General features: G+C 51.1%; 17 protein-coding genes. 14 read left to right on the forward strand and 3 right to left on the reverse strand.

Features of this window, described 5'->3' with window-relative positions; translation table 11 throughout:
* Positions 1-243: 243 nt before the first annotated feature.
* From M9H61_RS18470 to M9H61_RS18490, 5 genes are all read left to right on the forward strand, one after another.
* Entirely contained in the window at positions 244-1356 is a 1113-nt protein-coding gene (locus M9H61_RS18470) for a substrate-binding domain-containing protein (RefSeq protein WP_114103814.1), read from the forward strand.
* Positions 1357-1430: 74 nt separating this feature from the next.
* On the forward strand, positions 1431-2996 hold the full coding sequence (locus tag M9H61_RS18475) for a sugar ABC transporter ATP-binding protein (RefSeq protein WP_220151761.1): 1566 nt from the start codon (positions 1431-1433) through the stop codon (positions 2994-2996).
* A 62-nt stretch (positions 2997-3058) separates the two neighbouring features.
* Positions 3059-4018 (forward strand): ABC transporter permease, encoded by a 960-nt coding sequence (locus M9H61_RS18480; RefSeq protein WP_250282191.1) that lies wholly within the window; start codon positions 3059-3061, stop codon positions 4016-4018.
* Positions 4019-4026: 8 nt separating this feature from the next.
* Positions 4027-5028, forward strand: a complete 1002-nt coding sequence (locus M9H61_RS18485; RefSeq protein ID WP_250282193.1) for an ABC transporter permease — start codon at positions 4027-4029, stop codon at positions 5026-5028.
* Between the two features lie 63 nt (positions 5029-5091).
* A complete protein-coding gene (locus M9H61_RS18490) occupies positions 5092-6039 on the forward strand; it encodes an SMP-30/gluconolactonase/LRE family protein (protein WP_250282195.1) in 948 nt (315 codons plus the stop codon).
* 28 nt (positions 6040-6067) lie between these two features.
* On the opposite strand, the gene M9H61_RS18495 is transcribed toward M9H61_RS18490, so the two are convergent.
* A complete protein-coding gene (locus M9H61_RS18495; protein ID WP_250282197.1) occupies positions 6068-7120 on the reverse strand; it encodes a LacI family DNA-binding transcriptional regulator in 1053 nt (350 codons plus the stop codon).
* 299 nt (positions 7121-7419) lie between these two features.
* On the opposite strand from M9H61_RS18495, the gene M9H61_RS18500 reads away from it, so the two are divergent.
* The 8 genes from M9H61_RS18500 to M9H61_RS18535 all read left to right on the forward strand — a co-directional run bounded on the left by M9H61_RS18500 (position 7420) and on the right by M9H61_RS18535 (position 16039).
* Positions 7420-8400, forward strand: a complete 981-nt coding sequence (locus tag M9H61_RS18500; protein WP_250282199.1) for an NAD(P)-dependent oxidoreductase — start codon at positions 7420-7422, stop codon at positions 8398-8400.
* A gap of 36 nt (positions 8401-8436) precedes the next feature.
* The gene (locus M9H61_RS18505; RefSeq protein ID WP_250282201.1) at positions 8437-9432 is read left to right on the forward strand and encodes a substrate-binding domain-containing protein; all 996 of its coding nucleotides are present in this window, start codon (positions 8437-8439) and stop codon (positions 9430-9432) included.
* A gap of 88 nt (positions 9433-9520) precedes the next feature.
* Complete coding sequence (locus M9H61_RS18510) at positions 9521-10525, forward strand: Gfo/Idh/MocA family protein (protein WP_250282203.1); 1005 nt, start codon at positions 9521-9523, stop codon at positions 10523-10525.
* Positions 10526-10657: 132 nt separating this feature from the next.
* Positions 10658-11605 (forward strand): sugar-binding protein, encoded by a 948-nt coding sequence (locus M9H61_RS18515; protein ID WP_250282206.1) that lies wholly within the window; start codon positions 10658-10660, stop codon positions 11603-11605.
* Between the two features lie 33 nt (positions 11606-11638).
* A complete protein-coding gene (locus M9H61_RS18520) occupies positions 11639-13225 on the forward strand; it encodes a sugar ABC transporter ATP-binding protein (protein WP_250282208.1) in 1587 nt (528 codons plus the stop codon).
* 3 nt (positions 13226-13228) lie between these two features.
* The gene (locus M9H61_RS18525) at positions 13229-14212 is read left to right on the forward strand and encodes an ABC transporter permease (RefSeq protein WP_114103822.1); all 984 of its coding nucleotides are present in this window, start codon (positions 13229-13231) and stop codon (positions 14210-14212) included.
* A gap of 64 nt (positions 14213-14276) precedes the next feature.
* On the forward strand, positions 14277-15017 hold the full coding sequence (locus tag M9H61_RS18530) for an ATP-binding cassette domain-containing protein (RefSeq protein WP_114103823.1): 741 nt from the start codon (positions 14277-14279) through the stop codon (positions 15015-15017).
* A complete protein-coding gene (locus M9H61_RS18535) occupies positions 15014-16039 on the forward strand; it encodes an ABC transporter permease (RefSeq protein WP_250282210.1) in 1026 nt (341 codons plus the stop codon). The genes M9H61_RS18530 and M9H61_RS18535 overlap by 4 nt, the downstream gene beginning before the upstream one ends.
* A 309-nt stretch (positions 16040-16348) precedes the next feature.
* Here the strand turns inward: M9H61_RS18535 and M9H61_RS18540 are convergent, their stop codons facing one another.
* Both M9H61_RS18540 and M9H61_RS18545 read right to left on the reverse strand, forming a co-directional pair.
* Complete coding sequence (locus M9H61_RS18540) at positions 16349-18421, reverse strand: UvrD-helicase domain-containing protein (RefSeq protein ID WP_250282212.1); 2073 nt, start codon at positions 18419-18421, stop codon at positions 16349-16351.
* Positions 18403-20451 (reverse strand): ATP-dependent endonuclease, encoded by a 2049-nt coding sequence (locus M9H61_RS18545; protein ID WP_250282218.1) that lies wholly within the window; start codon positions 20449-20451, stop codon positions 18403-18405. Before M9H61_RS18545 ends, M9H61_RS18540 begins: the two co-directional genes overlap by 19 nt.
* A gap of 447 nt (positions 20452-20898) precedes the next feature.
* Between M9H61_RS18545 and M9H61_RS18550 the strand changes: the two genes are divergently transcribed.
* The gene (locus M9H61_RS18550; protein ID WP_250282220.1) at positions 20899-22062 is read left to right on the forward strand and encodes a DUF418 domain-containing protein; all 1164 of its coding nucleotides are present in this window, start codon (positions 20899-20901) and stop codon (positions 22060-22062) included.
* Positions 22063-22070: the final 8 nt, after the last annotated feature.

Consider the following 22070-nt stretch of genomic DNA (forward strand, 5'->3'; position numbering starts at 1 on the left):
GAAGTAAACAAAAGAAATAAGTCACATGCTGACATCAGGGGGGAATGCCCGGTCCGCTCAGGTCCTGAGTGAGAACGAGTTCTCTCTGACAACCATTTGAATTTCCGTCATTTCTGTTCGTTGATCAGAAGTGTCTGATCCGGCATGCGGCAAACGAGACGTCAAGAACTTGCACAATGCGGGCAGGGGCGCTGACCTGCTTAGGAAGCGATAAAGAACAGCGTATCCAACGGGAGGACTACCATGAAAAAACTACTGACTATGACGACCGCCGCTGTCGCGTTGATGGTGGCTGGACAGGTTGCGTCTGCCGGCCCGAATACCGTTGCTGGTCCCGGTGCCGATCCGTCGTGCTTCACGCCGGTGTCCGATGACACAACCTATTTCCAGTGGCCTGCACGTGAAGGGCCTTACAAAATTGCACTTGTGAATGGCTTTATTGCCAATGACTGGCGTGTTCAGATGATTGCGGTGGCCAAGGCCTATGCCGCACAGCCGGAAGTTGCTGCCGAAATCGAAGAATTCAAGGTTGTTTCTGTCGGAGAAGACATCGCGGCACAGATTGCAGCCGCCAACAACTTTATCGATCAGGGCTTTGACGCAATTATCATTAACGCCAACAACACCCGCGCGTTCGGATCGGTGGTGCGTAAGGCCAACGAAGCCGATGTCGTCGTTCTGTCGTTTGACAATGTGATTGATGATCCCAACCAGATTGCGATCAATGTTGATCAAAAAGGTCTGGGCATGTCGGCCGGTAAGTTCCTTCTTGAGCAAAGCGGTGATGGCCCTGCCAAGTTCCTGCATGTGCGTGGTCCGGCAGGGCAACCTGTAGATATCGCACGCAATGAAGGTTTCCTTGAGGTCATCAAGGAATCCGGACGCGACATCGAAGTCGTTGACGTCGTCGGAAACTGGGCGCCTGGTGATGGCCAGAAAGTGACGGCAGACGCCATTGCTGCGGGCGGTATTTTTGACGGGATTTATGTTCAGGGTGGTTCGCAAGGTGTTGCGACAGCGATGCTTGATTCAGGTGCTTTCAAGGCCCCGATTTCCGGGGAAACCGAGAACGCGTTTCGTCAGCTTTGCAACAGTGCAGGTCTTGCCTGCCAGTCAGGCGGTACAGGCCCGGCACAATCATCTGTGACGATTAAAACCGCGATTGCGGCCCTGAAAGGTGAAGTGGTTCCATCCGGAATTGCCCTGCCGACGTCGATTTCCTATTCACCCTTCAAGGAGGGTGTCGAGATGTTCCCGAAACTGCCGGGTAGCTTCTTTGCAGGCAACAATTTCGAGGCTTGCAACATTGGCTTTACGGCAGAAGAGATCGCGTCTCAGACAGGCGAGAACAACTAACAACAATAAAAGGCCGGATACCGTCGATGTCAGGTTTGGCATCGACGGTGTTCAATAACGTTAGGAAAACTGCCGTGTCAGAGCGCAAATCTCCTTATCTATTATCCATGTCGGGCATAACCAAACGCTACGGCGGTGTCCGGGCACTTGAAGATGTTAGTTTCGATACGCAGCGTGGATCAATTCATGCGCTGTTGGGTGAAAACGGGGCTGGGAAGTCGACCCTGATCAAGATCCTTTCGGGCGTCGTGCAGCCAGATAGCGGCACGATAGAAATCGATAGCAAACAGGTGAGCTTTGCAAATCCGCAACAGGCCAATGATCTTGGCGTGTCATGCATATTTCAGGAATTGTCCCTGTTGCCGGACCTGACCGTTGCCGACAATATTGGCATCACTCGTCCGCCACGTAAATTCGGGATGATTGATTACCGCGCTCAGCGGCGTATCGCCGAAGAGGCGCTTGCGCGGGTCGGGGGCGAAAACATTGACCCGATGGAAACCGTCAGCAATTTGTCGCTTTCCCGCCGTCAGATGGTGGAAATTGCCAAGGCACTGGCCCGTAATCCCAAAATTCTGATCCTTGACGAAGCGACATCCGCGCTGACCGCGGCCGATGTCGAAAAGGTCTACAAGATGCTTCATCGGCTTCGCGATGAAGGGATGGCGATCATCTATATTTCACACCGCATGCCCGAAATTGCCGAACTGGCAGACACCTGCACTGTCTATCGCAATGGTACCAAAGTCGAGACATTCAAGAACGGTACGAAATCGGACAGTGCCGTTGTCGAGATGATGATCGGTCGCGAATACAGCAGTGTCTATCCAGCCAAAAGTATCAGACCAGTTGCCTCCGAACCGATTCTGAAGGTGATGGACTTTTCATGGAACGATGAACTGAATGGCATCAATCTGGAAATGCGGCCGGGTGAAATCGTTGGGCTTGGCGGTTTGGACGGGCAAGGACAACGTCAACTGCAATTGGGGCTGTTTGGCACCCTGATAGGGGCAACCGGGTCGATGGAGATCAATGGTGATCCGGTAAAACTGAACAGCCCGAAAATGGCGAAATCAGATGATATTGGTATTGCGCTGGTGCCTGAAGACCGCAAATACGAAGGCCTGATGTTGTCAATGACCGTGCGCGAGAACCTGTCCTTCGCTGCGGTTGAAAAAATGAGCCGGATGGGCGTTGTGGATACACGCGCAGAAGAAAACGCAATCGACGAGATGGTCGAACTTCTCAAGATCAAGGCAGACGGCATTGACGGACCTGTCGGGGCGTTATCCGGAGGGAACCAGCAAAAAGTCGTGATCGGCAAGTGGCTGATGACCAAGCCACGCATCATTCTGTTGAACGATCCGACACGTGGAATCGATGTTGGCACCAAGCAGGAAATCTATCAGCTTTTGCAGAAATTGGCGGCAGAAGGGTGTGCGATTCTTTTGTATTCCACCGACTACGATGAGCTGATTGGTTGCTGCGACCGTGTGCTGGTCATGTATGACGGCAGGATTGTTCGAACCCTTGCCGGAGATGATCTTAACGAAACAAATCTGGTTTCAGCCGCGCTTAACCTGCCGGAACAGGCAGCGACCCGACCTGAACCAAAAAAAATACAGGGAGCGTCGCTATGAATGTGAGCTCAGAACCAGCAGATCTGGTTTCTCGACAAAGGTATTTCGGCTGGGTTGGCCGCTTGTCCGCGGCGCAACGCGGTGTTCTGATCGCAATGCTGATCTTTGCCGCGATGTTCATTGTGTATGGATGGAAGCAGGCGGCGGGCCTTACGCCGAACATGATAAATACTGCGGCCAACAAAGGCGCATTGCTGGCACTTGTTGCCATGGCGCAGACCCTGCCGGTCATTACCCGTGGACTGGATTTATCGGTGGGCGCGACTTTCGTTCTGGCAAACTGTCTGGCATCAACGATTGTTGTTGGCGGACCGGTGGCAACCACGTTCGGCATATTTGGTGTGCTGTTGCTTGGGCTGGCATGTGGTGCGGTAAATGGTGTGATTATCGTTTATGGACGGTTGCAGCCCCTGATCGCGACGCTGGCCACCAGTGCGGCTTATTTCGGTATTGCGCTTGCCATCCGGCCGCAACCGGGCGGGTTGGTAAATTTTGAACTTGCCGACTTCATGACCCGTTCGACATTTGCCGTGCCGCATACTGTTTTGCTGCTGCTGGCTGTCGTTGTGTTCATCTGGATTCCGTATCGCCGATCGGTTCTGGGGCGAGCGGCGTTTGCCATCGGTTCATCCGAGCAGGCGGCATATATGTCGGGCATCCCGATCAATCGGGCAAAGATGCTGGCCTATACACTGAGCGGCTTGTTGGCATCCATCGGTGGCATCCTGTTGACGGCGCTGACCTATTCCGGGGCGGCGAAGATGTCAATTGCCAACGAGTACACGCTTAATTCCATTGGGGCTGTCGTTATTGGAGGCACGTCATTGTTTGGCGGTGTTGGCAGTGCTGTTGGCTCGATTTTTGGTGCGTTTGTGATGCGGACTGTTGGTGATCTGCTGATCGTGTTTGACATCAACCCTGTCTTGCAGCCGCTTTTCGTCGGCGTCGTACTGCTTGTTGCGGTCAGTCTCGGTTCGCTGCGCGTCCTGAGAATCAAGAACAGACTAGATATTTATCGGTAAGGCGGAAAATGAGTGTTTCAGGCGTAATCGCAAGGCAGTTTGATCGGGCAACGCTTATTGCGTTTGGTTGTGTGGTTGTTTTGCTTCTGATCGGGGCCATGGTTGAACCGGCCTTTCTGTCTCCGAAATATTTGATCCAGCAGCTTCATACCGCATCCTTCCTTGGTGTGGTGGCAAGTGGTGTGATGCTGGTTATTCTGTTGGGACATATCGATCTGTCCATTCCCTGGACCATCGGTGTGGGGGGCATGATGGCGACTGGTGCCACCGGGTTTCTGGGGCCGGAATGGGGCGTTACACTTGCCGTTCCATTTGGTGTTCTGTGTGGTGCGCTGATCGGGACGGTTAATGGGCTGGGTGTGGCCTATCTGCGGGCGCCGGCCATGATCTTTACACTTGGCATGAATGCGGTCGCGCAAGGTCTTATGGTTTATCACACCGGTGGTTTTGCACCGCAGGACCGCGCAACTGAATTCATGCGTGAACTGGCCGTCGGACATTTCATTCCTGGCATTCCCAATCCGCTTCTGATCTGGATTGTTTTGGGGGCTGCGATTGTTTTCATGCTGAACCGGTCGGTTCTTGGTCGACGGATTTATGCAGCAGGAAATCAGGAACGGTCCGTCTTTTTGAGTGGCGTTGATACGCGCAAGGTCATTCTGGCGTGCTTTATTTTTTCCGGTGCGTGTGCTGCGCTGACCGGTGTCTTGTTGGCAGGATGGGCAAACCGGTCCTATCAGGCCATGGGTGATCCGTACCTGTTGCCGACGATTGCGGCGATTATTCTTGGTGGAACCAATGTTTTGGGCGGTCGTGGCAAATATGTTGGAACGATTGCAGGCGTGATCTTGATTACAATCTTGCAATCGATGCTGTCGGTGGTTCAGCCACAACGGTATTTCGCCCAGCTCGGTGTTGATATTCCTGCCGATACATTCCGGCAGGTGGTCTTTGGCGTGGTGATCATTGGAATGTTGTTGATCTATGGTCGGCAACAGTTGGTGCGCTGATCGCTTGATGGCATTCAGACACTGCTTTCTTGTTACAAATTGAATTTGGCAAAGGAATGTCTCTTGGCTAGCAGTGCCGCAGATAAATTTGGTGATGTGATCGGTATGTTCGAGCCCTATCAGGTTCTGGACTGTCGGTTTCGCGATCTTGTTCTGGCTAATGTACGTCTCAGGAAACTGTCCGGCGGGCATTTATGGACGGAAGGTCCTGTATGGTTTCCGGCTCATCAGTGCCTTTTGTTTTCGGATATTCCGAACCAGAGGATTTATCGCTGGATGTGCGACGGATCGGTCAATGTGTTTCGGGACAGGTCGGATTTTGCCAATGGCAATACTGTCGACAGGCTTGGCCGGTTAATCACCTGTCAGCATGGGACAAGATCGGTTACCCGTACCGAACATAATGGGGAAATTACAACTTTGGTCGCCGAATTTCAGGGAAACAGGCTCAATTCACCCAACGATGTTATCGCCAAAACAGACGGAACGATCTGGTTTACCGATCCGACATACGGGATTTTATCGGACTATGAAGGTTACAAGGCAACGCCGGAACAGGAATACAACAATGTCTTCTGCCTTGACCCGGAAACCGGAATTGTAACGAGTGTGGCGCGGGATTTCACCCAGCCGAACGGTCTTGCGTTCTCCAATGATGAGAAACTGCTTTATATCGCTGAGTCCGGCAGTAGCCATGATGACAAAATCCCGTCAGTCATTCGTGTTTACGATGTTACAGGCGAGAACAGATTGGAGAATGGACGTGATTTCGCAAGAATTGACGATGGGTTGCCCGATGGGCTGCGTGTAGATTGCTATGGCAATATCTGGTGTTCCGCGAAGGACGGGGTTCACTGTTTTGCCGCGGACGGGACATTGCTTGGTAAAATATTTGTTCCCGAAACAGTCTCAAATCTAACGTTTGGCGGTGCGCGCGGGAACGAGTTGCTGATTACTGCAACTACAAGCCTTTATGCAATTCATGTCAATAGTCACGTGATGTTCCGATAGCAAACCCGGCAAAGGCGAGGTGGTGCGCCTATGCGTTTTTTGGTGGTGCCTCAACAGAATCGCGTTCAACCATCTGGCATTCGACTTTGATCTGGTTCGGGGTCGCAAGCAGGCCGCCGATACTGTCGATCAACATCTCTGCCCCTATTTCCCCCATTTCATATTGCGGGAGAACCAGGGTCGTCAGGGCAGGGTGCGTGTGCTGGGCAATTTCGCGATCGTCAAAGCCGATCACGGCGACATCGTCCGGGATGCTTTTCCCCAGTTCGCGCAGGGCGTCATAACAGCCAAGTGCCATCAAATCATTGGCGCAGAAAATTGCGTCTGGCGGATTGTCGAGGGCCATCAGCTCATGAGTCATGGAATAACCGGTTGATGGTTCCCAGTTTCCTGATCGCACAAGGGTCGGGTCAAAGGGAATATCGTTACTTGTAAGTGCTTGCCGGTAACCTTTGAGGCGATCACGCGATGCGTCGACACCTTTTTGGCCGTTGATGATGGCAATGCGTTTGCGGCCGGCATGTATCAATCGTTCTGCCGCAGCCCGCCCCCCCAGAAGGTCGCCGGGCAGGACAGACGGAAGGGTGCGGGTACTGTCATAGCAATTGACCAGAACAGTGGGATTCTTCGAAAATTCCACCGGCAACTCAACCAGACGGGTCAGAATCGTACCATAGATAAATCCGATAACATTCGAGTCCGCCATCTGGTTGACGATACTTGCCTCGATCAATGCGTTCCCGTGGCTGACTGCAAGGCAAACATTGATTCCGTACTCAAGAGCCTTGTTATGGGCGCCTTCAAAGGCAAGTGCCATCCACGGGTCGGTGCTGATTTCGTCTGCTATGAATATGATTGTCGAACGCGCTTTGTTGCTGGGCGGTACCTGGCTGTCCCGACGCACGAGCTGATAGCCAAGTTTGCTGGCCGAATCGATGACACGCTGCCGCGTCGCTTCGGTCAATTTGGCAGGGCTGCCATTCAGCACCAGCGATACCGTAGCCTGGGATACGCCGGCCATCGAGGCAACATCCATCATCGTGGGCCGTTTTTTGCCACCGTAATGTTTCTTTTGCGACATGAATTCGATCTGCCTTTGGTCTTTGGCCCAAACAATCTTTGGCGACGGTTGAGTCAGATGACCCGAAAACTGCGGTTCAAAGTGCTGTTAATTCTGCGAGTTGAATGGTTCGGCACATGCATGCCGCACCAATTCGATATTGGTAATACCTTTTCAGCTTCTTCAAAACAACCCGTCTAGGCGCGGCGGCGGAAGAATTATTAATGATCGAAACGCGACATTGATTCGATCACCATGCTGAAGGTCTCTTGACTAAATATTATTAATTAATATTATTAATTCAATAGGGAGGGGGATTAATGAAGATTTTAGTCACCGGTGCGACGGGAAAGGTCGGTAGGGCTTTTCTGACAGCATTTCTTGATGACGACCGCTATGCGTCTGCGAAGGTTGTGGCGCTTTGCCATAATCGTGGACTCGATGCGGGGGATAGAGTTGAAGTTGTCTCCGGCTCGCTTTCTGATCCGCAAGCTGTTGCGCACGCGATGGACGGCGTGACGCACGTTCTTCATATGGCGGCCGTGAAAGAAACCCCGGATCTGGTTATTGATGTCGCAATCAAGGGCATGTTTTTACTGCTTGAGGCGGCGCGTCAGTCGTCAACCCTGAAGCAGTTCGTTCTGATCAGCGGGGATTGTACGGTCGGGCATATCTTCAAAGAATATTCCGCGCCGATTAATGAAGTCTCGCCGCGGAAGGCCTATAGCGGTTGTTACGCGCTGACCAAAGTGCTCGAGGAAGTCATGATCGAGCAATATCAAATTCAGTACGGCCTGAACGGTACAGTGCTGCGTGCGCCCTGGATCATGGAAAAAGATGATTTCAAATATGCCCTGTCATTTGGCGAGGAGCAATTTGGCGGGCCTGCCTGGAGCGACTTGATAGGTGCAGACAAGGCGATGCGCCTTGCCAGGGGGGATTTTGTCCCGCTCATGCGTGACAGAACGGGCGCATCTCTTAAGCGTAACTTTGTGCATGTGGATGATCTGGTTATGGCGCTTATGGCCGTTTTGGATCATGCCGGTGCAATGCAGGAACTTTTCAACATCGCGATGGACGAGCCGGTCGATTACGCGCAGGTCGCCGAATATCTTGCGCGAACGCGTGACATGGAAGCTGTCGAAATACCTACGCCGTTTCATAGCAACTGGCTTGATAACACAAAGGTGCGCCACGTTCTTGGGTGGAGGCCGCAAGTGGATTTCGGGGGGCTGATCGAGCGGGCCTGGTCATATGAAAGGAGCCCGGGCGATCCTCGTAAAATCTGGTATCCGGGGTAATCGATCCCGGGCCGGACCAACTAGGGAGAGCGAAACGTGAAACGTAAAATATTACTAACTCTCGCATCTGTCGCCATTCTTGCGACAGGTGTTGGTACTGCTAATGCTGATGGCAAAAAGACATTGGCGATTGTGGTGAAAGGCTTGGATAACCCGTTCTTTGAACAAATCAATCTGGGTTGCCAGAAATGGATGTCAGAAAACAAGGACTCTGAATATGAGTGCTTTTACACCGGCCCTGCATCCAGTGCTGATGAGGCGGGGGAAGTGCAGATTGTCGATGATCTGCTGACCCGCGGCGTTGCGGCAATTGCTATTTCCCCATCGAATGCACCGGCAATGGCGAACCGTATTCGCCAGATCAACCCGAGCGTTCCGGTGATGACCATTGATGCGGATTTCCTGGAGAAAGATCGGGATTTGCGGGTGACCTATCTGGGAACTGACAACTATCTGATGGGCGTCAAAATGGCAGAAGAAGCCATGAAGCTGAAACCGAAAGGCGGGTCAGTCTGTTTGCAGCTCGGAAACGTTGCGGCGGACAATATCAATGCGCGTGCAGCCGGCTTCCGTGACACGATTTCAGGGGCCAAAGGGACGGAGCGGCTGGGCAGCAGCAATGGTTGGACAGAGGTTGATGGATGCCCGGTCTTTACCAATGACCAGGTTGATCTGGCAAACCAGCAGATGGCCGATACCTTTACGGCAAATCCGGATCTGGATGCATTCATTCTGATCGGCGGGTGGGCACAGTTTGCGCCTCAGGCTTACGCGCAGGTGACGGATCAGGTGATGAGTCGTCTGAAAAGCCAGGAGCTGATCCTTATTGCCGGTGACACGCTGCCGCCGCAAACCCAGGCATTCCGCGATGGGCGCAGTCATGCACAGGTTGGTCAGCGCCCGTTTGAAATGGGCTACCGGGCGCCGGACGTTATGATCGATCTGATCAACGGGAAAAAGGTAGATGACCCGCTTTATACGGGGCTGGATGTCTGCAACCAGTCAGACCCGGGATTCTGCGCGGATAACTAATCTTCTGGTGATGTGAACTGGGCCGGGTTCGGGGGGCGGATCCGGCCTTATTTTTAGCAAAAAAAACTAGGCAGGGCAGGCGACGGTCGTGACAGCAAAGCAAGTTAACTGGGGTATTCTTTCAACGGCTAGAATTGGGTTGGAGAAAGTTATTCCTGCAATCCAGAAATCAAGCTCTTCAAATGTTCTGGGGATTGCCTCGCGCAATGCTGCGCGTTCTGCGCGGGCTGCAAATGATCTCGGGATTCAGAAGTCCTATGCTTCCTATGAGGCGCTGATTGATGATCCGGAAATCGATGCGATTTACAATCCGTTGCCAAATCACATGCATGTGGACTGGACGCTTGCTGCGGTGCGCGCGGGGAAGCATGTGCTGTGTGAAAAGCCGATCGGCTTAAGTGTGCGTGATGCCGAACGCCTGCGTGGTTGTCCGGAAAATATACTCGTCGCCGAGGCCTTTATGGTTCGCTACCACCCGCAATGGCTTCGGGTTCGGGAGATGGTTCGAAATGGTGAGCTTGGCGAGGTAAGGGCAATCCAGGCAGCGTTTAGCTATTTCAATGATAACGGGGAGGATATCCGTAATCGTCCGGAAGCCGGGGGTGGTGCGATTATGGATATCGGCTGTTATCCGATTACCGCAGGTCGATTCCTGTTTGAGGATGAGCCCAGACGGGTCATGGCACTAATTGATCGTGATTCCGGGTTTCAAACGGACCGGATGGCAAGTGTGATTGCTGATTTCGGAGAGGGGCGGCAGCTGTCCTTTATTGTCTCAACCCAGCTATGCCCATACCAGACATTGAATGTATTTGGCACGAAGGCTCGCGCTGAAATCATGATCCCGTACAACGCGCCCGCAGATGAAGAAACGGCGGTGATAGTGGACAGTGGCGAGAGTCTTGACGGGAGTCTGGCGGGCTGCGAAATGCTGCCGGTATGTGATCAATACACATTGCAAGCCGAGAGATTCGCGCAGGCAATTTTAACAGGGACAGCTTTGCCATACGGCATTGAGGACTCCATTGCTTCCATGCGGGTGCTGGATGCGATTTTCGCAAGTGAGAAGCAGGGCGCGTGGATCAATCTTTAATAAAATCACCCGCTTATCATCCGGTGGGCGAAAAAGCTTGATCCATAATTATTAATTATATTATTAATTAAAAAGCACGCAAATAATTCATAAATTCGGCTGTGCTTGTAATTAATCGGGAGGACCAAAAACATGAAACTTGCAACAACATTTGCGACACTCGGCTTGTCGATGGCTCTGGCAACCGGGGCGTTGGCACAAGACAAACAACAGCTTGCATTCGTGGTGAATGCGGCATCGGATTTCTGGAAGCTTGCAGAAGCCGGGGTCAAAGCGGCGCAAGCTGAATTGCCAAATTATGAGCTCCAGTTCCGGTATCCGGCGCAAGGAACTGCAGCACTTCAGAATGCATTGATGGACGATCTGGTTGCGGGGGGAACGGATGCGATTATGATTTCATCCGCCGATCCGAAGAACTCCATTGATGCATTCAACCGTATTGCTGGCCGGGTTCCGCTCTTCACGACCGACAGCGATGCTCCCCAGAGTGACCGGATCGCCTATCTCGGGTCGTCGAATGTTGCTGCCGGCGTGCAGGCTGGTGAAATTGCCGTCGATGCAATGCCAAACGGTGGTAAATGCATGGGGTTCGTTGGCTTCCTTGGCGCTGACAACGCAATTGAACGCATTGCCGGCTTCCGCGAGGCTGTGGAAGGCAGTGGCATTGAACTTGTCGATGTTCGCGGTGACGACGTCGACTTCGCGCGGGCGCGTTCAAATGTTGATGATGTCCTTGCAGCGAACCCGGATATCAATTGTATGGTCGGGTTCTATTCTTACAACCCGCCCAAAATTTACGAAGCACTGCAAGCAGCAGGAAAACTGGGGCAGATTACCGTTATTGCCTTTGATGAGGATCCTGTGACTCTTGGCGCTGTTCGTGAAGGCAGTTTTGCAGGCACGGTTGTGCAGGATCCGTATCAGTGGGGGTATCAGGGGATGCACCTTATGGCCGATTACCTTGAAGGTGATTCGTCCAAGGTTCCAAATGATGGCCTGATCATCGTGCCAACCAAGGTGATCGACAAATCCAATGTCGACGAGTTCGAGGCAGTCGTTAAGGAAAGAATAGGCGGGTAATTTCTTCCCCCTGCCTAGCGAGCAGGTGTGCGCGTGGTCTTTGACGCACCTGCTCGCACCGTTCCGATGACGTCGAATAGGACACATTGGGGGCCAGTAGGAATGAGTGCAGTGCATGGGCTTGATTTGCGACTTGAAGGCGTCACCAAGGTTTATCCCGGTGTGGTGGCCCTTAATGAAGTTTCTTTGCAGATCAAAGCAGGCGAAGTTGTTGGACTTCTTGGTGAAAACGGGGCTGGTAAATCAACCCTTATGAAGATTCTCGGTGGGCTGATTGCGCCGACATCCGGGAAAATTATTCTTGATGGTCAAGAGTATGATGCGTTTGACGTCAAACAGTCCCAGCAAGCAGGGATCGCGTTTGTTCATCAGGAACTGAATGTTTTTGATAACATGGATGTGACGGCTAACATCTTTCTTGGCCGTGAGAAAGTTCGCGGGCCGTTCCGTCTGACCGATCATCGGGCAATGCAGGACTTGGCAAAGCCGCTGCTGGATCTTGTCGGTGCACGGTTCAAACCGGATGCGCCGGTTTCATCCTTGTCACTGGCAGAACGTCAGCTGCTTGAAATCGCAAAGGCGTTATCGATGAATGCAAGGCTTGTCATCATGGACGAGCCGACTTCCAGCCTTACGCTTTCCGAAACCAACATGTTGTTGAAGGTCATTGCCGATCTGAAAGCGCAAGGAATTGCGGTCGTTTATATTTCCCATCGGCTAAGCGAGGTTGAAGAATGCGTGGATCGTGCAGTCGTGCTGCGAGACGGGCATAAAGTTGGTGCCCTTGAACGCGATGAAGTTACGCACGACGCGATGATCCGCATGATGATCGGGCGGGAGCTCAAGGCGCTTTATACGCCACCCGCGATCGCTGCGACCCGACCTGTGCTTGAAGTCAAAGACCTTTCGACCAAAGGCAAACCGGACCGTCCGGCCAGCTTCGAGTTGAAGGCTGGCGAAATTCTTGGTGTCGCCGGGCTCATCGGTGCCGGTCGGACGGAATTGGCGGAAGTGATCTTTGGCGTGGGGGAAAAGCTCGGCGGCAAGGTGCTGATTGACGGCCTTGAGGTGAAGGTAAATAGCCCTGCGGATGCAATCGCAGCCGGGCTCTATCTGGTGCCGGAAGATCGCAAACGGGCCGGGCTGATTCTGGAGTTCCCGACTTTGGAAAACGTCACAATGGCCAACCTTCCAGCCTTCACTTCGCGCGGGCTGGTCTCGCGGGAGAGGCAGATCGAGGTCGCGGAAGCGCAACGGGTGGCCCTGTCAATCAAGACCCAGGATGTGCGCCGTGCAGCCAACGAGATGTCTGGTGGAAACCAGCAAAAAGTCGTTCTGGCGAAATGGTTGTCGATGAATCCGAAGGTCATCATTTTCGATGAACCCACGCGCGGCATTGATGTGGGGGCGAAAGCCGAGATTTATGGATTAATGCGATCGCTGGCGGATCGCGGAGTTGGGGTGATGATGATATCGAGCGACATGGAAGAGGTGATCGGAGTGTCTGACCGCATTGTCGTCATGAAAGACGGCGTGATCACAGGGGAATTGCCCAGATTGAAATTTTCCGAAAGCAACGTGCTCAATCTTGCCGTTGGCAAAGTGCTGGAAGAGGCCTGAACAATGCAAAAAAAAGATATCGGTCTTGGCGTGCTGATTATTGTGGTTGGTGCAATCGTTTACATGCAGAACCCGTTATTCCTGTCGCCGATCAACCTTGGAAATACCGCGAACCTTATTGGTTTGTTTGGTCTTTTTGCGATCGGACAGGGCTTCGTCATTATGACCGGTGGTATTGATCTTTCGGTCGGTTCAGTGATTGCCCTTCTGGGGGTTTTGTTTGTCGATATGGTCGGGAAATTTGATGTCGCCTGGCCAATAGCTGTTGCGATTACAATAGGTCTGGGCGTGCTGATCGGGTTGGCCCACGGGATTTTGATCACCCGATTTAGGTTGCAACCATTTGTTGTCACGCTATGTGGTCTTTTGATCTATCGCGGCATTGCCAGGGGGTACACAGCAGAGTCTACAGCCGGGTTCCCGTTCGGTTCCAGCTATCCCCAGTTGGAATGGTTGACAATTGGGCGGAGTTTTGGGGTTCCCCATTCCTTTATTGCCATGCTGATTGTTGCGGCTGTGATGTGGGTTGTGCTGCACCATACCGTATTTGGGCGGCACCTGTGTGCGGTTGGGAAAAACGAAGAAGCAGCACGGTTCTCAGGGATAAATACCCGCTTCGTTACAATTGCCGCATATGTCATTTGCGCGGTTCTGGCCTCCATTGCGGCGATCTATTTCGCAATGTTCACAAAGTCCGTGCAACCGTCTTCGCATGGCAATTTCTATGAGCTTTATGCAATTGCTGCAGCGGTGCTTGGGGGATGTTCGCTTCGTGGCGGAGAAGGATCGGTCATTGGCATTGTTCTGGGTGCGGTATTGCTCCAGGAACTTCAAAACCTTGTCAATCTGCTCGGAATTCCGTCTTCGCTGAACTTCGCAGTGATGGGGGCGGTGATTTTGCTGGGTGTTCTGGCGGATCAGCAATTTGCAGCCTATCGCACCAGAAGAAATACCGAAAGGGCGCTGGGTTTGCTGCAAAAGCCATAAACCACAAAAGAAAACCGTCTGCTTGTTACCACATTAGGTGGATCAGCAGATATGGGGGGTGTTCATGAATGTGCTTGAACTTAAAAATATATCAAAACGTTATGGCGCCATACAGGCACTTGATAGCGTGTCACTTGCCATTGCGCCGGGCGAAGTTGTCGGACTTATGGGCGATAACGGTGCGGGGAAATCCACCTTGGTCAAGGTGATTGCGGGCAACTTTGCCCCGACGTCGGGCGATATCCTTATTTCCGATAAGAAAGTGGCGTTTAACAAACCGTTGGATGCACAGAAAGCCGGTATCGAGGTCGTTTATCAGGATCTGGCGATTTGCAACAATCTGAGTGCAGCATCGAACGTATTTTTGGGGCGTGAACCGACCCGCAGGATAGGGCCGATCAAGGTTGTTGATTATGCCTTCATGCGCAGCAAATCCGCCGAACTGTTTGCGCGCTTGAAATCGGAAACCCGTCCTCGTGATCTGGTGCACAAAATGTCCGGCGGGCAGCGTCAGGCCGTTGCAATCGCACGAACCCTTTTGAGCGATGCCAAGATCGTCTTGATGGACGAGCCAACGGCTGCGATCTCCGTTCGGCAGGTGGCGGAAGTCCTCAATCTTATCCGGCAGCTTAGTGATCACGGTATCGCCGTCGTTCTGATCAGCCACCGAATGCCCGATGTCTTTGAGGTCGCAGACAAGGTTGTTGTCCTAAGGCGCGGCGAACTTGTTGCAGACAAAAAAGCATCGCAGTCTTCGCCAGAAGAAATTACGGGCCTGATTACTGGCGCGATTGAGCACGCATGAGTGGACATGAAAAAGGAACAATGAACATGGCAACGCCGACTCTTGCTGAAGTCATCAATCGTTCTCAGCAGCATGGGCTGATTGCGCGGATCACAAGCCAGCAGATTTTTTGGGTGTTCATGGCGGCTGTCTTTGCCTGCCTGGCATTGACGATCCTTACCGACAGTTTCGCAACAGAGCGCAACCTGTTTAACGTGACTCGTAATTTTGCGTTTGTCGGGATCATTGCGCTTGGCATGACAGCTGTCATTGCATCCGGCGGGATCGACCTTTCTGTTGGCTCTACGCTGGTGATCTCCGCGATGACAGTTAGCGTTATCATGTCCGCGGGAATGCCGTTTTGGCTCGGTTGTATTGCCGCACTTGGCATCTCGCTACTTGTCGGGGCGGTTAATGGCGTGCTGATTGCCTATGCGAAGATGCCGCCATTCGTGGTGACGCTTGGCATGCTGTCGGTTGCGCGCAGTCTGGCAATGGTGCTTTCTGATAACAAGATGATCTACGAGTTCGGGCCGGACCACGACTTTTTGCTTTGGCTTGGGGGCGGTTCGACCCTCGGTCTTCCACATCCGTTGATCATCATGGTGGTTCTGGCGTGCCTGACGGCTTTTGCGTTCAGGCATTTACGTTGGGGCCAGCATTTGTTCGCGATAGGCAGTAACGAAAATGCAGCCGTGCTGACCGGCATTCCCGTCGCGCGCATCAAAGTCAGCGTTTATATGTTCTCTGCCCTGATGGCGGGTATTACCGGGGTCCTGGAAGTTGGTTGGCTCGGCGGGGTAACCACCAATCTTGGTCAGGCCATGGAATTGACAGTGATTGCAGCTGCCGTGATCGGTGGGGCGAACCTTGCTGGCGGTGGTGGCACGGCATTTGGTGCAGTGGTCGGGGCTTTGTTGATCGAAGTGATCCGTAACAGCCTGATATTGCTTGGTATCAGCACGTTCTGGCAGGGAACGTTTGTCGGATCGTTTATTGTGATAGCCGTGGCATTTGATCGCTTTAGGCAGAGAAGGTCGTAGACTTACAAAAGTGCTATTAGAGAAATGTCGCCTTTTCTGTCAATCCTGCAGCTTTTTGTCAGCTTATGTGTCAATCCGTGTCAACTTATGTGGCAATCGGAAATTCTAAGTATTTGATTTTGCTGTATGTCGAATGTCAGCTTTTGTGGCACCTGACAACTTTCCCAACTCTTTCAGTCTTCCGGTATTAGTCGTGTCGAGATCCTGCTCGGGTCGAAGTACTTGTTCTTTGGAGGATGTCGAATGGCTGAACTACAGTGGCTTGGCTCAAGAGAGCCTGACGCGCAATGTGGCGATAAAACCGAACTCTTACTGGACGCGAATTGCCTCTGGAAAATATGGAGATATGCGGTCGACCTCCGCCTGATCATTCATCAACCTTACGCAAACCAAGTTCTTTTTCGTCCGCGAAGCGGCAACATATAAAAGCTTCCTCGAAGCGATGTCTTTTTTCGTTTCTGGAATCTTTCCTGAGAAACAATTCAGAAAGTCATATTCTGTAGTCCATCCATACTCGTCTATCACAAGAAGAACGTTCTCTATTCCGGTTCCTTTCGTCTTATGCATCGTGGCGAAGCCGACATCATTTTCGTCATAGTCATAGAAAGACAATATTTCAGCAAGACTGAGTTTTTCTGAGAACAATTCGTCAAAGAACACTTTTTGCTTGAGTTCATTAGCTCTGTCTTCATGCTCCGCTTCAATTAAATCCGCATTGAGGTTTTCTCTAGGTTCGGCCACGATTTCCTTGAGCATCTGCGCTTTGGTTCGGTAGCCACTTGCGTGAAGAGCTTCAAAAGCTGCGAAGACGGGATCATCCTGAAGTCTTTCCAACAGCTCTTTCCGTCGAGCTACGAACGCCTTGTGACTCTCTGAAACTTTAATCAGCCCAGCTTCCGTAGCGAATTCGATTGCTTTGTACGCGGAAAGAGGTTCGGCAGTGAATGTGCGCAGCATATTATCAAGCTTCACTTTGTCAGAGACCGAGACAATCCCAAACCCTCGGTTCCGAAGACTAGTGATCAAGCGATTGTATGCACGTTTATTCCCAGGCAAGCTCTGATGCAGTGCCGTAAAATTGACTATTTCATCAAACTGCAACCGATCGAGCGTTTTTCGCATTCGGTCTCGTGGTTCAGAGTACCGATCAGCAAATATCTGATAGAGCTGTCCAAAACCCGCATCGTTCGCAATCGATTTGTTCGTTAGCTTCAGCTGGACATAGCCCGGATAATCTTGACTAACCCTTCCAACGAGCTCATCGAGCGCTTTACGAAACGACGCGGCATTGGTTTTACGATCTAGTCTACTATCGCCCGTGTCTACTTTCTCAGGAGCAAAATCGTATAGCAGTTTTACGCTACCTTTCCGGCTCTCAAGGGTTTCAATCGTGCCGTCATCGAGCTTTTTTAGCGCTACATCTTGCTCTAATCCGTCTGTGCGAAATTTATTGGCGAAGGTTATGACCTCTGGGGAGCAACGGTAATTGTCATCTTTTTCAACAAGAACGACTTCCCCTGCATCAATGTGCTCTTGAGCGCTCCCTATACCGTCTGAGTAAATTGCCTGCTCGGAATCTCCAAACAAACCTATGATTGTTCTTGATGCTTTCGGCAGGCAGCGGAGCAAAACGCGAATAACATCCGGGTTGGTATCCTGATACTCATCAATGAAAATGCAATCATGCCGGTCCGAAACAATTTTCCCCAATATCGGGAACTCGTCGAACATCTTACAGGCTATTTCGATTAAGCCGTCATGCCCGAATGATGGCTCATTGAAACTATCAAATTTTGTTTCATTGTAGAAAAATTCATCAGGGTTTCGATCTGTCAGTTTTGCACGAACTTCTTCGTTCAGCTCATCGATCAGTTTGTTCATCTGCGCGATGTGCGCCTCAGGGTCCTTATCGTAATCGCGCTTGCCTATTACCTTTGGAGTTACATCGCCTAAGACAGTTTGGCGGCGCTTCTCCAATTTTTCGTAGGCCTTCTTGTAACGTTTATGTTCTTCAGATTTCCTAAGTATTTCGTCTCCACCATAGTACTCATCACCCCGGCCTTCAAAAGTGGGAAGTTGGAACAGGATTGGGAAGACATTCTGAATGTTTCGCTTAAACGGCGAAATAATCCCGCGCAGAAACGAGTGGATGGTTGAGACCTCAATGTCAGCTGATATACGGTCGGAAATTTCGTCAGCGGCTTTGTTCGTATGCGTGATGCATGCGATTTTAAGATTGTGATCGACAGAGAGCACTTTCTGCACAACTCTTTTTAAACTCTCGGTTTTGCCGCTTCCCGCGCCGCCTTGAAGGAGAAAGTTCTCACCCTCAAAAACGAGTTCCGCAATCCGATCTACAGGATTCAATTTTTGTGAATCCATTTCAGGCCATCCATTATATATTTGGGCGTTTCCCAATTTTCACCATCAACCAGCGCCGAATAAAGAACCGAACCAGCGAAATCAGATTTTTTCCTGAGAATTTTTTCCGTCAGATCGTAGTAGTCGTTCCCGTCAAAATTATCGAGTTCCTGAGTGTTTTTGAGCCCGTCCAAGACGTCTTTCTTGATCTTTATTTTTTCAAAGTTCTTTGCAATGAAAGCGTCTTCGAAGCTTCTTGCGTGATAGCCATTTTCCTCAGTTTGATAGCTAAGCTTGATTTGCCCTTCATCGGATGCAGCTTCGCCACTCAACAGACGTTTATGCCATTTTTGGTACTCTTCGACTTCGTCAATTGCCGGAGCCGAAAGGAAGTGCTTGAGCGTCTCATTTGATGTGTGCGAGGAGCCTTCGACCTTGTGCGCTTTATAGCTCAACGCGCCGGTGGTTTCATTGCGTACAGGCTTGGTCGTGTCGATATCTGTAATGATAAGTGTGCGGACACCGATGAACTCAAGGAATGGCGCGAACGCCCGCGCGTTCGCGCCTACCTCCAGCACAGAGATATTCTGAGAGGACAGACCACCTGTTGCATCGGCCTCTTTATTCTCATTATCGTGTATCTCAATAAACAAAGGGAGGAGGATGCGTTCGGTTGTGCCTTCGATAAAAATTGCCTTATTGGCAAAAAATAGCTCTGCCGAGTTGATGGTGAGATATTGCTTGAGGAATGTGAATAGCGCTTTGCCGTCTTCGCCAAGCTTATCGTATTCCTTGCTGAGATCGGTGTGGAAATTCTTGATAGAAACCGGCCCTGAGGCGGTTGGTCTCAATAGATAACGAATATCCTCGAAGTCAGATTTCGATACGATATGAGAAGAGTGCGTGGTTACGAGAGCTTGTAGGCTGGGAATGGCTGATACGAGGCCATGAATTTTGTCTGCAAACACATATTGCATCTGTGGGTGAGTATGCGCCTCGGGTTCCTCGATTATTAGAAGGTTTAACGGCGCATTCCGACTTGAAAAGTCATCGCGGCAAAGTTCGATTTGCAGGAGCAGATAAAGGATGTTCAGATACCCAAGGCCGCTATGGTTCTCTGGAAGGAAGTTATCGGTGTCACCGTAGATGACCTGCGACGAGTTCTCGATAAGAGACTGAGACTGGATATTGGAAACCACTTTCAAGTCGCCGAGGTCGAGAAAGTCGCGTGAATTTTTCAAGAAATTCCCAAAGACCTCAACATATTGGTCACCCAGTTGAGTGTCGATCTTACCCAAGATCGATCTCAGATTTTCTATGCTCCCAGCACCGGGCCTGTCTGCGCTGGCGTCCTCTTCGTCCTCAACCTCAGCATCTGCCTCAATATCTCGTTTTCGAAAAAACTTGGTTGATAGGGCAGAGAGCGGCTTTGAGCCGCGTCCGGCATCCTCTGAGCTTGCTACGTTTCTGCGGGCATGGATGACTTGAAAGTTTAAAAGGGCACGAAGGCTGTTGCGTTCCTTCTCCTCAAGCTGGTCGCGATGTGACATGTAGTACGCTTGTTCGCCATCATGCTCGAAATCATCAAATGCATAAACTCTTACATCCAGAAATTTTCCTGAAAGGTTGTTTTCGATAAACTTCTTTCGTTCTTTTTCGTCTGCGGGGAGAACGTGAAGGAGTTTAAACTTGTCAATGGTGCACTCGAAGAGGATACTCGTGTGTCGCCTTTCTGGATCGAGGTCCAGCATAAATTCGGAGAGAATTCCTAAATCATCTGCCTCGGTATAAGCGATGCGAAGAACCATTCTTATGGCAAGTTCCTCGACGTTCATTTCCTCGTCTATTGAAAAAATGTCTTCGCGCAAGCTAAGCGGGAAATCAGTGAATGAAAACGTGTCCGGGCGTTCGAGGAATTTTTCCAACAACACTGCGAATGATGTCTTGCCTGTATTGTTCTTCCCTACGAGCAAAGTCGTTTTTTCTCGCATATCAATGCAGCAATCCTGCAATAGCCGAAAATTCTCAACTGTAATCTGCTCAATATGCATTTCTTTATCGCAATGTTTTTAGTTGCTGAGGTGCTTGAATACATGTGGTTCAGCTAATGTTATCATCGTGGTGTCATCGGAACAAAGAGATTTACATCTTTGAGTTGTGCGAGTGCGAATAGTTAAGTCCATATCTGGGTGATTTCTCTGATAAGTTCATTTTTTAGTCACAGCGTAGACACCGAATTAAGGAGCATTCTCCAAGTAGTGGTCTTGTTTCCAGCCACTGCGAAACACCTTCGATTTAAGCTGATATCAGACGGTAAATCACCTCAACTCAATTTGAGGGAGCTCTTGTTGTTATCCATGCCGAATTGTCATAATTCGGGGTAATGGGATTTTTGTTCAGCGTGGATAAGCGGTGCAGAAGCCTTTCTTGTCCTCTGAATTAAATCAGTTGCCAAACGTCTTTCCAATAAGAGTTCCAATCAATAGGAAAGACGTAAGATGCTTCAGCAACGCGAGTCATCAATTGACGCCCTTCGCGCGTTCGCCCTGTTCGGGATACTTGTGGTCAATTTGCCCTTCTTTGCGATTACGTTCGGTTTTGCTGGTGGGGCATGGCAGGACGGGGACCCACTTTGGTTGAATGTGCTTGCCGCGAGCGTGATTCAGGGATTGTTTGAAAGTAAATTCATCCTGATTTTCTCGGCCCTGTTCGGGTTTGCTGCGTTACAGCAGTTCAAACGATATGGGGTCGGTTTTTATGTTCGGCGGCTTTGTGTGCTGGCAATGTTCGGCGTTGTGAATCTGGTATTCCTTTTCGAAGCAGACATTTTGCTGCCCTATGCGGTGATCGGGCTGCTTTTGTTGAGTGTTCGGCATATGTCTGTTCGTGGGCTTTTGGTTTGTGGTGTTGCTCTGTGGGCGATGGCTGTGCTTGGCAATGCGCTTTTCGGGGTGAACCTGACAGTGAACCCGTCGCCTTATGTCGTGCCGGAAATACCGGTTTCGGTAGTTCTGGCCACAGGCAGTTTCGCCGATGTAATGGCGGTACGTCTTGAGAGTTGGGCCGGTTTCCAGCTTTATTGTCTTTGGAGCAACTATCTGCTTGTTGCGGCTGCCATGGTCTCGGGCCTTGCTGCCGCGCGGTTTTGTGATGAAAACGGCTTTGAAGTCCTTGTTGGCAAATTACGCACCATTGCGGCGTTTGCCGCCTTTCCGGGAATTGCTGGAAGCCTTTTTTATGGGGCGCTTGCATCGCTGCCCGCAGTATTTGAACCAGAACGGTTCTTTATGATGACATTGGTTTTGCGTCCGCTGTTTGCGGTGCCATTGTCTATTATTCTTGTCGCATATAGTCTTGTGGCTTTTCGTGCAACGGCTTGTCGCAGTTTGGTTGCATTCATTGCGCCGGCCGGTCGCATGTCGCTGACAATCTATTTGGGGATGTCATTGGCCATGGGGTTGGTGTTCCTTGGTTACGGTGCCGGTATGCACAATCAGGTTCGTCTGGCTGATTGTTTGTGGATTTCAGTCGTGATGTATCTGGGCTGGATCGTTTTTGCCAAGTTTTGGTTCCGCTTTGCATCACGCGGACCGCTTGAATTGATTTTGGCCGCTCTGACAAGGCCGAATTCGCGACAGCGAGTTGTGTCGTTTGGCAGTTAAGCCGCAAC

Origin of the sequence: Thalassospira sp. GO-4, from assembly GCF_023588965.1 — a bacterium.
Classification (GTDB): domain Bacteria; phylum Pseudomonadota; class Alphaproteobacteria; order Rhodospirillales; family Thalassospiraceae; genus Thalassospira; species Thalassospira povalilytica.